At 62.0% G+C, this 14,029-nt stretch carries 9 protein-coding genes; 1 reads left to right on the top strand and 8 read right to left on the bottom strand.

What is annotated here, in order from left to right; genetic code table 11:
• Positions 1 to 159: 159 nt before the first annotated feature.
• The 8 genes from rpsA to DNK06_RS20855 all read right to left on the bottom strand — a co-directional run bounded on the left by rpsA (position 160) and on the right by DNK06_RS20855 (position 12,493).
• Positions 160 to 1,839, bottom strand: a complete 1,680-nt coding sequence (gene rpsA, locus DNK06_RS20890) for a 30S ribosomal protein S1 (RefSeq protein WP_131181918.1) — start codon at positions 1,837 to 1,839, stop codon at positions 160 to 162.
• A gap of 138 nt (positions 1,840 to 1,977) precedes the next feature.
• Positions 1,978 to 2,667: a (d)CMP kinase gene (cmk, locus tag DNK06_RS20885; RefSeq protein ID WP_131181917.1), complete on the bottom strand. Its 690-nt coding sequence runs from the start codon at positions 2,665 to 2,667 to the stop codon at positions 1,978 to 1,980.
• A complete protein-coding gene (locus DNK06_RS20880; protein ID WP_131181916.1) occupies positions 2,664 to 4,904 on the bottom strand; it encodes a bifunctional prephenate dehydrogenase/3-phosphoshikimate 1-carboxyvinyltransferase in 2,241 nt (746 codons plus the stop codon). The genes cmk and DNK06_RS20880 overlap by 4 nt, the downstream gene beginning before the upstream one ends.
• Entirely contained in the window at positions 4,901 to 6,010 is a 1,110-nt protein-coding gene (gene hisC / locus DNK06_RS20875) for a histidinol-phosphate transaminase (RefSeq protein WP_131181915.1), read from the bottom strand. The genes DNK06_RS20880 and hisC overlap by 4 nt, the downstream gene beginning before the upstream one ends.
• An 87-nt stretch (positions 6,011 to 6,097) precedes the next feature.
• Complete coding sequence (pheA, locus tag DNK06_RS20870; RefSeq protein ID WP_131181914.1) at positions 6,098 to 7,204, bottom strand: prephenate dehydratase; 1,107 nt, start codon at positions 7,202 to 7,204, stop codon at positions 6,098 to 6,100.
• Positions 7,204 to 8,289, bottom strand: a complete 1,086-nt coding sequence (serC, locus tag DNK06_RS20865) for a 3-phosphoserine/phosphohydroxythreonine transaminase (RefSeq protein ID WP_131181913.1) — start codon at positions 8,287 to 8,289, stop codon at positions 7,204 to 7,206. The genes pheA and serC overlap by 1 nt, the downstream gene beginning before the upstream one ends.
• Positions 8,290 to 8,383: 94 nt before the next feature.
• On the bottom strand, positions 8,384 to 11,197 hold the full coding sequence (gene gyrA / locus DNK06_RS20860; protein WP_131181912.1) for a DNA gyrase subunit A: 2,814 nt from the start codon (positions 11,195 to 11,197) through the stop codon (positions 8,384 to 8,386).
• Between the two features lie 225 nt (positions 11,198 to 11,422).
• Entirely contained in the window at positions 11,423 to 12,493 is a 1,071-nt protein-coding gene (locus tag DNK06_RS20855) for a s-methyl-5-thioribose-1-phosphate isomerase (protein ID WP_131181911.1), read from the bottom strand.
• A 144-nt stretch (positions 12,494 to 12,637) separates the two neighbouring features.
• Here DNK06_RS20855 and DNK06_RS20850 point away from each other — a divergent pair, with 144 nt between their 5' ends.
• Positions 12,638 to 13,966: a TRZ/ATZ family hydrolase gene (locus DNK06_RS20850; protein WP_131181910.1), complete on the top strand. Its 1,329-nt coding sequence runs from the start codon at positions 12,638 to 12,640 to the stop codon at positions 13,964 to 13,966.
• The last annotated feature ends 63 nt before the right edge of the window (positions 13,967 to 14,029 follow it).

Below are 14,029 nucleotides of genomic sequence, written 5' to 3'. Positions count from 1 at the left end.
CGGAAACAGGCTGCTTTGCTCGCGACCTTCGCCCTGGATATAGCCCATAAACGACAATGCCCCTATCAACCGATAGAGGCATTGTCTTCAACTCGCCTTCAGACTGCTAGGTTTTCACACAGTCTGCGAAGTCGCCCTTTTTCGCTGGATTACCCGAACTTAGTTCTGGTTTTCCATTTGCGCGCGGATCAGATCACCGATGGTGGTCGGACCGGAAGTTTCAACTTCCTGCTTACGCATTTCCTTGATTGCTTCTTTTTCGTCTTCAACGTCTTTCGACTTGACGGACAGGCTGATCACGCGGCTCTTGCGATCCACGCTGATGATCTTGGCCTCGACTTCTTCGCCTTCTTTCAGAACGTTACGCGCGTCTTCAACGCGGTCACGGCTGATTTCGGAGGCTTTCAGAGTGGCTTCGATGCCCTCGGCCAGGGTGATGATCGCGCCCTTGGCGTCAACTTCTTTCACAGTACCGCGAACGATAGTGCCTTTGTCGTTGACTGCAACGTAGTCGGAGAACGGATCTTCTTCCAGTTGCTTGATGCCCAGGGAGATGCGCTCGCGCTCTGGGTCGACCGACAGGATGACGGTTTCCAGCTCGTCGCCCTTCTTGAAACGACGTACGGCTTCTTCGCCGACTTCGTTCCAGGAGATGTCGGACAGGTGAACCAGGCCGTCGATGCCGCCGTCCAGACCAATGAAGATACCGAAATCGGTGATCGACTTGATGGTGCCGGAGATCTTGTCACCCTTGTTGAACTGGCCGGAGAAGTCTTCCCATGGGTTGGTCTTGCACTGCTTGATACCCAGGGAAATACGACGACGCTCTTCGTCGATGTCCAGAACCATGACTTCCACTTCGTCGCCAACCTGAACGACTTTCGACGGGTGGATGTTCTTGTTGGTCCAGTCCATTTCGGAAACGTGTACCAGGCCTTCCACGCCTTCTTCCAGCTCTGCGAAGCAGCCGTAGTCGGTCAGGTTGGTCACGCGCGCAACGACGCGGGTGCTTTCCGGGTAACGAGCCTTGATGGCAACCCATGGGTCTTCGCCCAGTTGCTTCAGGCCCAGAGAAACACGGTTACGCTCGCGATCGTACTTCAGAACCTTGACGTCGATCTCGTCGCCAACGTTGACGATCTCGGACGGGTGCTTGATACGCTTCCAGGCCATGTCGGTGATGTGCAGCAGGCCGTCGACGCCACCCAGATCCACGAATGCGCCGTAGTCGGTGAGGTTCTTGACGATACCCTTGACCTGTTGGCCTTCCTGCAGCGATTCCAGCAGTGCTTCGCGCTCTGCGGAGTTTTCGGCTTCCAGGACGCTACGACGGGAAACGACAACGTTGTTGCGTTTCTGGTCGAGTTTGATGACCTTGAACTCGAGCTCTTTGCCTTCCAGGTGAGTGGTATCACGCACCGGACGGACATCGACCAAGGAACCTGGCAGGAACGCACGGATGCCGTTAACGTCGACAGTGAAGCCGCCTTTAACCTTACCGTTGATAACGCCCTTGACCACTTCCTCAGCGGCGAAAGCTGCTTCCAGGACGATCCAGCACTCGGCGCGCTTGGCTTTTTCGCGGGACAGCTTGGTTTCACCGAAGCCATCTTCAACCGCGTCCAGCGCAACGTGGACTTCGTCACCGACCTTGATGGTCAGCTCGCCTTGTTCGTTGAAGAACTGCTCCAGAGGGATGACGCCCTCGGATTTCAGGCCAGCGTGAACGGTAACCCAGTCGCCGTCGATGTCTACCACGATGCCAGTGATGATGGCACCCGGCTGCATGTCCAGGGTTTTCAGGCTTTCTTCAAAAAGTTCTGCAAAGCTTTCGCTCATGTTGATTCCTGTTGGATCGGGCGGGGATTCGCCCTGCTCCGCATTCCAGACAATGCGGGTTCGTTCATATAAAAAGAGGCCTACGGGACTGGGACTGGTTCCCCGTATGCCTCCCTTGCGAGCCGAAAGTGGCTCTTTTCAACCGGCGAGGTCGCGATTGGCGACTTCGCTCAGGATTCTTTCAAGCACCTGCTCGATGGATAATTCAGTGGAATCCAGCTGGATTGCGTCGGCTGCCGGCTTGAGCGGAGCCACCGCCCGCTGGGTATCGCGCTCGTCGCGCGCCCGAATCTCATCGAGAAGACTCGCGAGATTAACATCATCGCCCTTGGCCTTCAACTGCAGGTAACGTCGATTGGCCCGTTCCTCGGCGCTGGCGGTCAGGAAAACCTTCAACGGCGCATCGACGAATACCACGGTACCCATGTCGCGACCGTCGGCCACCAGGCCGGGCGCTTCACGGAAAGCACGCTGACGTTGCAGCAATGCGTCGCGCACCGCCGGCAGTGCAGCGACCTGCGAAGCACCGGCGCCGACCTGCTCGTTGCGGATGGCATCGGTCACCTCCTCGCCTTCGAGGATGATGCGCTGCGGCTTGCCGTCACCAGCGGCGAGAAACTGCACATCGAGGTGAGCGGCCAGCAGTTTCAGCGACTCTTCGTTGGTCAGATCCACACCGTGGTTGCGTGCGGAGAACGCCAGCAGGCGATACAACGCACCGGAGTCCAGCAGGCTCCAGCCGAGCTGCTTGGCCAGCAGGCCGGCAACCGTGCCTTTACCCGAGCCGCTCGGCCCATCGATGGTGATCACCGGCGCGTTGAGGCTCATTGCTGCCCCTCCACAGCCACGCGAATGCCAACCTGTTCGGCCAGTGCGAGGAAGTTGGGGAACGAGGTCGCGACGTTGGCGCAGTCATGGATACGGATCGGCGCCGTAGCGCGCAAGGAGGCGACACTGAAGGCCATGGCGATACGGTGATCGCCATGGCTGTACACTTCGCCACCACCGATCTGACCACCATCGATGATGATGCCATCCGGGGTTGGCTCGCACTTCACACCCAGGCTGATCAGGCCATCGGCCATGACCTGAATGCGGTCGGACTCCTTGACTCGCAGCTCTTCGGCGCCACGCAGAATGGTGCGGCCTTCGGCGCAGGCCGCAGCCACGAACAGTACCGGGAACTCGTCGATGGCCAATGGCACCAGATTTTCAGGAATCTCGATGCCCTTGAGCCTGGCGCCACGCACACGCAGATCTGCAACTGGCTCGCCGCCGACTTCACGCTGGTTTTCCAGGGTGATGTCACCGCCCATCAGGCGCAGGATGTCGATGACGCCAGTACGGGTCGGGTTGATGCCAACGTGCTCGAGCAGCAGTTCGGCATCCTGGGCAATGGAGGCTGCCACCAGGAAGAACGCGGCCGAGGAAATGTCCGCAGGCACTTCGATACGGGTTGCCGTCAGCTTGCCACCGGCCTGCAGGGAAGCCACCGGCCCTTTGGACTCCACGGCGTAGCCGAAGCCGCGAAGCATGCGCTCGGTGTGATCACGGGTCGGGGCTGGCTCGGTAACGGTGGTGACGCCTTCGGCGTACAGGCCAGCCAGCAGCAGGCAGGACTTCACCTGGGCACTGGCCATCGGCAAGGTGTAGGTCAGCGCCTTGAGCTTCTGGCCACCACGGATGGTCAGCGGCGGACGCCCGTCCGGGCCAGTCTCGACCACGGCGCCCATTTCGCGCAGCGGATTGGCTACACGGTTCATGGGGCGCTTGGACAGCGAAGCGTCGCCGGTCATGGTCACGTCGAACGGCTGACCAGCCAGCAGGCCGGACAACAGACGCATCGATGTACCCGAGTTGCCCACGTAGATCGGGCCGGGTGGCGGCTTCAGACCGTGCAGGCCAACGCCATGAATGGTCACGCGGCCATGGTGCGGGCCTTCGATGACCACACCCATATCGCGGAAGGCCTGCAGGGTCGCCAGGGCATCTTCACCCTCGAGGAAGCCTTCGACCTCGGTAGTGCCTTCGGCCAGCGAGCCGAGCATGATCGAGCGGTGGGAGATGGACTTGTCGCCTGGAACGCGGATACGCCCACGGACATTGCCACCAGGATTAGCCAGGAAAACCAGATCGTTCGAGTGCATAGCGTCCACATAGGCCCGACGGGCCAGTATTTTGCTGAAATGTTCGCGGGCCACGCGGGCGCGTGTGAATACGCCCAGCAGATGATGCCCGTCCCCTGCGTCGACCGCGTCGCGCAAGGCGTCGAGATCATCGCGAAATACATCCAGAGTGCGCAGCACGGCCTCGCGGTTGGCGAGAAAGATGTCGTGCCACATGACCGGGTCGCTGCCGGCGATTCTCGTGAAATCGCGGAAGCCGCCGGCGGCGTAGCGGAAGATTTCCAGATTTTCGTTGCGCTTGGCCAACGAGTCGACCAAACCAAAGGCCAGCAGATGCGGCAGATGGCTGGTGGCAGCGAGTACCTGGTCATGGTGCTCGACCTGCATGTGCTCGACGTCCGCACCCAGTTCGCGCCACAACTGATCGACTCGCTGCAGGGCCACGGCATCGGTATGCGCCAACGGTGTAAGAATCACCTTGTGGCGCTTGAACAGCTCGCCATTGGCCGCCTCGACACCGCTCTGCTCGGAGCCGGCAATCGGGTGGCCCGGCACGAACCGCGCAGGCACAACACCGAATGCAGCCTCGACAGCGCGCACCACATTGCCCTTGGCGCTGCCGGCATCGGTCAGCACGGCGGCGCCCAGATCCAGCTTCGCGAGCTCGCCGAGCAAGCGCTCCATGGCCAGGATAGGTACGGCCAGCATGATCACATCGGCACCCTGACAAGCGGCAGCCAACTGTTCCTCACAACGGTCGACCACACCCAGTTCGACGGCCAGACGCCGCGACTGCGGATCCAGGTCGACGCCAACCACCTCGCGGCACACCCCACGGGCGCGCAGGCCCTTGGCGAAGGAGCCGCCGATCAGCCCCAGACCAACCACGACCAGACGTTCGACCAGCGGCTTGATTGCCGGTGTCTTGCGTTCCGTCACGCGTTCAGCACCTTGCGCAGCGCTTCCAGGAAGCGGGCGTTCTCGGCCGGCAGGCCAATGGAAACGCGCAGGTGGTTGGGCATACCGTAGCCGGCAACCGGCCGCACGATCACGCCTTCACGCAACAGTCCCTGATTGATCGCAGCGGTATCACGACCGAAGTCGATGGCCAGGAAGTTGGCCTTGGACGGAATCCAGCCCAGGCCCAGTTCGCGGCAACCTTCCTGCAACTGCAGCATGCCGGCGGCGTTGATTTCACGGCTACGCGCCAGGTAGTCGACATCGTCGAACGCTGCGCAGGCCGCGGCCAGGGCGAAGCTGTTGACGTTGAACGGCTGACGTACGCGATTCAGTACATCGGCGACCTGAGTCGAGCTGAGGCCGTAGCCGACGCGTAGCGACGCCAGGCCGTAAGCCTTGGAGAAGGTACGCGAGACCAGCAGATTGGCATGACCGGCCAGGAAATCCAGGCCGTTCGGCAGTTCATCGCCATCGGCGTATTCGATGTAGGCCTCGTCCAGCACCACCAGCACGTTTTCCGGCACACCGGCGAGGAAGTCGCGCAGCGCCTGGGTGTCGAACCAGGTGCCGGTCGGGTTGTTGGGGTTGGCGATGAATACCACGCGGGTATTGGCATCGATGGCCGCCAGCATGGCCGGCAGGTCATGGCCGAACGCCTTGGCCGGCACCACCTTGCTCTGGGCACCAACGGCCTGGGTGGCGATCGGGTATACGGCGAACGCATGCTCGCTGAACACGGCATTCAGACCAGGGGCCAGGTACGCGCGAGCGACCAGCTCGAGGATGTCGTTGGAGCCGTTACCCAGGGTCACCTGAGCGGTGGAGACGCCACAACGCTCGGCCAGCAGGGTCTTCAGAGTGAAGCCGTTGCCATCCGGATAGCGGGTCAGCTCATCCAGCTCGGCGCGGATGGCCTCCAGTGCTTTCGGGCTGGGGCCAAGCGGGTTCTCGTTACTGGCCAGTTTGACGATATGGGCCGGATCCATATTCAGTTCGCGGGCCAACTCATCCACTGGCTTGCCTGGCACATAGGGCGACAGCTTTTGCACGCCCGGCTGGGCCAGGGCGATGAAATCACAAGACATAGCGACAAGCCTCAAGCTATAAGCCACAAGCTAGCAGCCAGAACGCCGCTCACTTGCAGCTTGTGGCTTGCAGCTTGCAGCTGCTGTTTAAAGTACCGCTTTGGGATAGGAACCCAGCACCTTGAGCGCCACGGCTTCCTGGTTGATTTTTTCCAGTACGTCCTTGATCAGCGGGTCGCGGTGGTGGCCGACGAAGTCGATGAAAAAGGCGTACGTCCACTTGCCGCTGCGCGACGGCCGGGTTTCGATGCGAGTCAGGTCGATGCCGTTCTGGTGGAACGGCACCAGCAACTCATGCAGCGCGCCCGGCTTGTTGCGCATGGAGACGATCACCGAGGTCTTGTCATCGCCAGTCGGCGGGACTTCCTGGTTGCCGATGATCAGGAAGCGCGTGGAGTTGTCCGGGCGATCCTCGATCTTTTCGGCAAGACGGGTCAGGTCGTACAGGTTGGCCGCCATATCACCGGCAATGGCAGCCGAATTCCATTCGCTCTTCACCCGGCGGGCGGCATCGGCGTTGCTGGAAACCGCCACGCGCTCGACGTTCGGGTAATGCGCGTCCAGCCACTTGCGGCACTGGGCCAGGGACTGGGCGTGGGAGTAGATGCGGGTAATCCGATCGGTCTTGGTGGCGTCGCCGACCAGCAGATGGTGGTGGATACGCAACTCCACTTCACCGCAGATCACCAGATCGTGCTCGAGGAAGCTGTCGAGGGTGTGGTTGACCGCACCTTCGGTCGAGTTCTCGACCGGCACCACACCAAAGTTGACGGCACCGGCCACCACTTCGCGGAACACTTCGTCGATCGCCGCCATGGGCTGGCTGATCACCGCGTGACCGAAATGCTTCATCGCTGCAGCCTGGGAGAAGGTGCCTTCCGGGCCCAGATAGGCGACCTTCAGGGGATTCTCCAAGGCCAGGCAGGAGGACATGATCTCGCGGAACAGCCGCGCCATTTCCTCATTGCCGAGCGGGCCGCGATTACGCTCCATCACCCGCTTGAGTACCTGGGCTTCACGCTCGGGACGGTAGAACACCGGCACCTCGCCTTCTGCCAGGGTGGCCATCTTCACCCGCGCCACTTCTTCGGCGCAGCGCGCGCGGTCGCTGATCAGCTCGAGGATTCGTTCATCGAGATTGTCGATGCGTACCCGCAGGGCCTGCAGCGCCTGATCCGAGGCTACATCCGTCATCAGCCGTGCTCCTTCTCGAACTCCGCCATGTAAGCGACCAGGGCCTGCACTGCATCCAGGCCCACGGCGTTGTAAATGGAAGCGCGCATGCCGCCAACCGAGCGATGGCCCTTGAGATTGAGCAGGCCACGGGCATCGGCGCCGGCCAGGAACGGCTTGTCCAGGCGCTCGTCAGCCAGGCGGAACGGCACGTTCATCCACGAACGGGCATTGCCGGCAATCGGGTTACTGTAGAAGTCGCTGGCGTCGATCACGCCGTACAGCAGATCCTTCTTGGCCTTGTTGCGTTGCTCCATTACCGCGACACCGCCCTGCTCTTTCAGCCATTCGAAGACCAGGCCGGACAGGTACCACGAGAAGGTCGCCGGGGTGTTGTACATCGAGCCATTATCGGCGGCGATCTTGTAGTTGAGCATGGTCGGGCAGGCGCTACGCGCACGACCGAGCAGGTCTTCACGGATGATCGCGACCACCAGGCCGCTCGGCCCGATATTCTTCTGGGCGCCGGCATAGATCAGGCCGAACCTGGATATGTCGATTTCACGCGAAAGGATATCGGACGACATGTCGACCACCAGCGGTACATCGCCGACCTCCGGAGTCCAGTCGAACTGCAAACCGCCGATGGTTTCGTTGCTGGCGTAATGCAGGTAGGCGGCACCCTTGGACAGTTGCCACTCGTTCTGCCCGGGAATGGCGAAGTAGTCGTAGGCCTTTGCACTGGCGGCGACGTTGACGTTGCCGTAGCGACGCGCCTCCTCGATGCTCTTCTTCGACCAGATGCCGGTATCGATGTAATCGGCCGTACCGTCTTCAGGCAGCAGGTTGAGCGGAATTTCAGCGAATTGCTGACTGGCCCCGCCTTGCAGGAACAACACCTTGTAGTCGGAGGGAATGGTCAGCAGATCGCGCAGATCCTGCTCGGCCTTTTCGGCGATGGCGGTGTACTCATCACTGCGATGGCTCATTTCCATGACGGACAGGCCTTTGCCCTGCCAGTCGAGAAGCTCGGCCTGGGCACGCTGCAGAACAGCTTCGGGAAGCGCGGCTGGGCCGGCGCAGAAGTTAAAGGCTCGCTTGCTCACAATTCACTCTCGCTTGACTGTCTGGTTACAGCGCTACATCTACCTGGCGAAATGCTGCCTGCAGCACCCTGGTGCTACAGGCAAAGCGGCGCGATTATGCGTCGCGTTCTTCCTCGGCCTGCTCGCCGCCCTCTGCTGCCGGCTCTTCGCCAACAGCGTTTTCATCGACTTCGGCGACGACGATCGGATTGCCCTCTTCGTCCAATGCTTCTTCGATGTCTTCCTCGGACGGCTCCTGCACGCGCTCCAGGCCGACCAGCTTCTCGTCCTTGGCCAGCTTGATCAGGGTCACGCCCTGGGTGTTACGGCCGGAACTGGAAACCTCGTCGACGCGGGTACGTACCAGGGTGCCCTGGTCGGAAATCAGCATGATCTCCTCGCCGTCCTGCACCTGAATGGCGCCGATCAGCTTGCCGTTACGCTCCTTGGTGACCATGCCGATCACGCCCTGGCCGCCACGACCGCGACGCGGGAACTTGCTCAGCGCGGTGCGCTTGCCGAAGCCGCGCTCGGAGGCAGTGAGAATCTGCGCGCCGGACTCGGGGATCAGCATGGAGATCAGACGCTGCTCCTTGCCGATACGCATGCCGCGGATACCACGGGCACCACGCCCCATGACCCTCACCACGCCTTCAGCGAAGCGGATCACCTTGCCCGCATCGGAGAACAGCATGACTTCCTTGGCGCCATCGGTGATGGCGGCAGCGATCAGGGTGTCGCCTTCCTTCAGCTTCAGGGCGATCAGGCCGTTGGAGCGTGGGCGGCTGAACTGCACCAGCGGGGTCTTCTTCACGGTACCGAAAGCGGTGGCCATAAAGATGTAGGCACCGGTCGGCTCGGCCACCAGCTCGGCGGTTTCGCCGTCGACTTCTTCGACCTCGGCTACTTCACCGGCTTCTTCGGCTTCGACCACCTCGCCTTCGATCACCGTATCGTCGGCATCGTCCAGGTCGTCATCGGCGCCACCGTTCTGCTGCTGCAGGGCTTCGAGGTCGATCTGCAGCATGGTGGTGATGTATTCACCTTCGTCCAGCGGCAGCAGGTTGACCAGCGGACGGCCGCGCGCGGCGCGGGATGCTTCGGGAATTTCGTAAGTCTTGAGCCAGTACACCTTGCCCTTGCTGGAGAACAGCAGCAGCGTGGCATGACTGTTGGCGACCAGCAGGTGAGCGATGTAATCCTCATCCTTGATGCCGGTCGCCGACTTGCCCTTGCCACCGCGGCGCTGGGCCTGGTACGAGGTCAGCGGCTGGGTCTTGGCATAGCCACCACGAGAGATGGTCACCACGCGCTCTTCTTCGGGAATCATATCGCCGAGAGTCAGATCCAGACGCGAATCGAGAATCTCGGTACGGCGCCTGTCGCCGAACTCGGCCTTGACCGCTTCCAGCTCCTCACGAATCACTTCCATCAGGCGCACGGCGCTGGTGAGGATGCGGATCAGCTCGCCGATCTGGGTGAGGATTTCCTGGTACTCGGCCAGCAGCTTCTCGTGCTCCAGGCCGGTAAGGCGGTGCAGGCGCAGGTCGAGGATCGCCTGGGCCTGTTCCGGCGACAGGTAGTACTTGCCATCGCGCAGACCGAACTGCGGATCGAGGTTTTCCGGACGGCAGGAGTCGGCGCCGGCACGTTCGACCATGGCCTCTACGGCGGTCGATTCCCATGGCGTGGTGATCAGCGCTTCCTTGGCTTCGGACGGCGTCGGCGAGGCCTTGATCAGCGCGATGACCGGGTCGATGTTGGACAGCGCGACCGCCTGGCCTTCGAGGATGTGGCCACGTTCACGCGCCTTGCGCAGCTCGAACACGGTACGCCGGGTCACCACTTCACGACGGTGCAGAACGAACGCGTCGAGCATGTCCTTGAGGTTGAGGATCTTCGGCTGGCCGTCGATCAGCGCCACGACGTTGATGCCGAACACGCTCTGCATCTGGGTCTGGGCGTAGAGGTTGTTGAGGATCACCTCGGGCACTTCGCCGCGACGCAGCTCGATGACCACGCGCATACCATCCTTGTCGGACTCGTCGCGCAGCTCGGTGATGCCTTCGATCTTCTTCTCTTTGACCAGCTCGGCGATCTTCTCGATCAGACGCGCCTTGTTCAGCTGGTAAGGCAGCTCGGTCACCACGATCTGCTGGCGGCCGCCAACCTTGTCGATGTCCTCGACTTCGGCACGAGCGCGAATATAGATACGCCCGCGACCGGTACGGTAGGCCTCGATGATGCCGGCACGACCGTTGATGATGCCCGCAGTGGGGAAATCCGGCCCCGGGATGTACTGCATCAGGTCATCGACCGTCAGCTCCGGATTGTCGATCAGGGCCAGACAGCCGTCGATGACTTCGCTCAGGTTGTGCGGCGGAATGTTGGTCGCCATGCCCACGGCGATACCGCTGGAACCGTTGACCAGCAGGTTGGGGATCTTGGTCGGCATGACCGCCGGGATCTGCTCGGTACCGTCGTAGTTGGGTACCCAGTCGACGGTTTCCTTGTGCAGGTCGGCCAGCAACTCGTGGGCCAGCTTGGTCATGCGCACTTCGGTGTATCGCATGGCCGCGGCGTTGTCGCCGTCCACCGAACCGAAGTTGCCCTGGCCATCGACCAGCAGGTAACGCAACGAGAACGGCTGAGCCATACGTACGATGGTGTCGTATACGGCGGTATCACCGTGAGGGTGATATTTACCGATCACGTCACCGACCACACGGGCGGATTTCTTGTACGCCTTGTTCCAGTCGTTGCCCAGTTCGCTCATGGCGAACAGCACCCGACGATGCACGGGCTTGAGACCATCGCGCGCATCCGGCAAGGCACGCCCGACGATCACGCTCATGGCGTAGTCGAGGTAGGACTGTTTCAGTTCGTCTTCGATGTTGACCGGGAGGATTTCTTTGGCCAGTTCGCCCATGAGTAGCCTGATTCCTTTTTTCTGGTGAAACTCCGCCCCGTTCATAGGGAACCTGGCGAAGCGCGTCGCGATGGCATCAGGCCAACGACGACTCACAACAAATCAATACGTTATGGCATCTATTCGAGCAGTGACGGCAACCGCTGACGGTGCCCCTGAAAACCGCCGGAGTTTACCACAAAGCATGCCCCGCACCTAACCCTGAAGCCTGATGAGGTCAGGGGCTCAGTGCAGGCGCTTGCGTGACATCAATTGGGCGATCTTGGTGGTATCCGGCCGTTCGATCACGCCCTTCTCGGTGACCAGAAAATCCACCAGGTCAGCGGGTGTCACATCGAATTGCGGCTCGACCTCGTCCACGCCCGCCACCCGTTCGTTTTCGGGGTAAGCCAACGAGGCATGGCCGAGTTCGTGAAAACATTCGTCGCCACTCTCGGCCTGCAGCTCGATGACGGCGCTCGGCGCCACCACCATCAGCCTGACACCATGGTGCATGGCGGCCACCGCCAATTGGTAGGTGCCAATCACGCCAAGCACGTCACCGTTGGCGGCGATTCGCTCGGCGCCGACGATGGCCCAGGTGATGCCACGCACTTTCATCAAATGGGCCAGAGCAGCGTCCGCGCTCAGCGCCACGGCGATCCCCTCTTCGCTCAGCTCCCAGGCCGCCAGTCGGGCGCCCTGCAGCAATGGCCGGCTTTCGCCCAGGTAACAGCGCTCCAGCAAACCTTCGAGCTGAGCACCGCGGATCACCGCCAGGGCCGTGCCAAAACCACCGCTGGCCATCGCCCCGGCGCAGCCGATGCTGAGCAGATTTTGCGAGTTGCCCTGAAAACCGCGGATCAGCTCCACGCCCAGCTGCGCCATGGCGAGGCTGGCTTCGCGATCACGTTGATGGATGCCATGGGCTTCATCTTCCAGCACCGCCAGAGGCTGGGCGCCAGGCCGCAACCGTGCCAGACGCTCGTGCATCTGCTGCAGCAGCCACTCGCGGTCGCCGGCAAGAAGGCCAGCCGCTGCGAGCGCCTCGCCATCCACCTGCAACCCGGCATACCAGTCGCCGCCTTCATCCATACGCTGGCGGGCGCCCAGCACCAGGGCGTAGGCACTGCAGATGGTCTTGGCAGCGGCACCGAGCACCGCGCCGCCTGCAAGCAGCGCCACTACGGCAGATACCGAATGACAGGCGTGCCAGACCTGCTCACCCGGCAGGCGGCGCTGATCGAGCACATGCAGGGCACCCTCGCGCCACACAAAGCCCACGACCTGCTCGGCAGCCAGCAAACGCTCGCGCATCACCCACTCCATCCTCAAAAGCCGGCCAGTATACGCCGCCCCAACGGGCAGCCGCACCCGTGCACTGCCCCACGCAACACTATGCACCTTCAAGACCGCGGCATTCCTCTATAGACTCAGCGTTTTGGATGACGGAACCCGCCCATGGCCGACGCCCCGCTCGACCTTTTGCTGCTGCCCACCTGGCTGGTGCCGGTCGAACCGGCAGGCGTGGTGCTGCATGATCATGGCCTGGGCATCCGAGATGGAAAGATCGCCCTGATCGCACCACGCAGTGAAGCCTTGCGTCGTGGCGCGACGGAAATCCGCGAGCTGCCCGGGCGCCTGCTGACACCGGGCCTGGTCAATGCTCACGGCCATGCAGCCATGACACTGTTTCGCGGCCTGGCCGATGATCTGCCACTGATGACCTGGCTGGAGAAGCACATCTGGCCGGCGGAAGCCAAGTGGGTCGATGAGCAGTTCGTTCAGGACGGCACCGAACTGGCCATCGCCGAGCAGATAAAAAGCGGCATCAGCTGTTTCGCCGACATGTACTTCTTCCCGGAGATGGCCTGCGAACGGGTGCATGCCAGCGGCATGCGCGCGCAAATCAGCATCCCGGTGCTGGACTTCGCCATCCCTGGTGCCCGTGACGCCGACGAGGCGCTGCGCAAGGGCATGACGCTGTTCGACGAGCTCAGGCACCATTCACGCCTGAGCGTCTCCTTCGGCCCTCACGCGCCCTATACCGTCAGCGACGCGAACCTCGAGAAACTGCTCATCCTCGCCGAAGAGCTGGATGCCGGCATTCATATGCACGTGCAGGAAACCGCCTTCGAAGTGCAGCAGAGCCTCGAACACTACGGCGAGCGCCCTCTGGCACGCCTGCACCGCTTGGGCTTGCTCGGCCCGCGCTTCCAGGCCGTGCACATGACCCAGGTCGATGACGACGATATCGCCCTGCTGGTCGCTACCAACAGCAGCGTGATCCACTGCCCGGAATCCAACCTCAAGCTGGCCAGTGGTTTCTGCCCGGTCGAGAAGCTCTGGCAGGCCGGCGTCAACGTCGCCATCGGCACCGACGGCGCAGCCAGCAACAACGATCTCGACCTGCTCGGTGAAACCCGCACCGCCGCCCTGCTGGCCAAGGCGGTAGCCGGCTCGGCCAGCGCCCTGGACGCCCATCGCGCACTGCGCATGGCGACCCTCAATGGTGCCCGCGCCCTGGGTCTCGATAACGAGATCGGCTCCCTGGAACTCGGCAAATCCGCCGATATCGTCGCCTTCGACCTGCGCGGCCTGGCCCAGCAGCCGGTCTACGACCCTGTTTCGCAACTGATCTATGCCACCTCCCGAGACTGCGTCGAGCATCTCTGGGTCGCCGGCAAGCCGTTGCTCGAAGACGGCAAGCTGGCCCGGCTGGACGAGGAACGCACCATCGCCACCACGCGACAGTGGGCGGCGAAAATAGCCGGGCGTCCGACTCATTGAGTACAAATTACGGCAAACTGTCGCATATCAATGGCCAGCACGGTGCGCATGACGCCGGGCAAC

This window comes from Phytopseudomonas daroniae, from assembly GCF_004327285.1.
GTDB classification, from domain to species: Bacteria; Pseudomonadota; Gammaproteobacteria; order Pseudomonadales; family Pseudomonadaceae; genus Aquipseudomonas; species Aquipseudomonas daroniae.
This window is presented reverse-complemented; position numbering and strand designations above follow the sequence as displayed.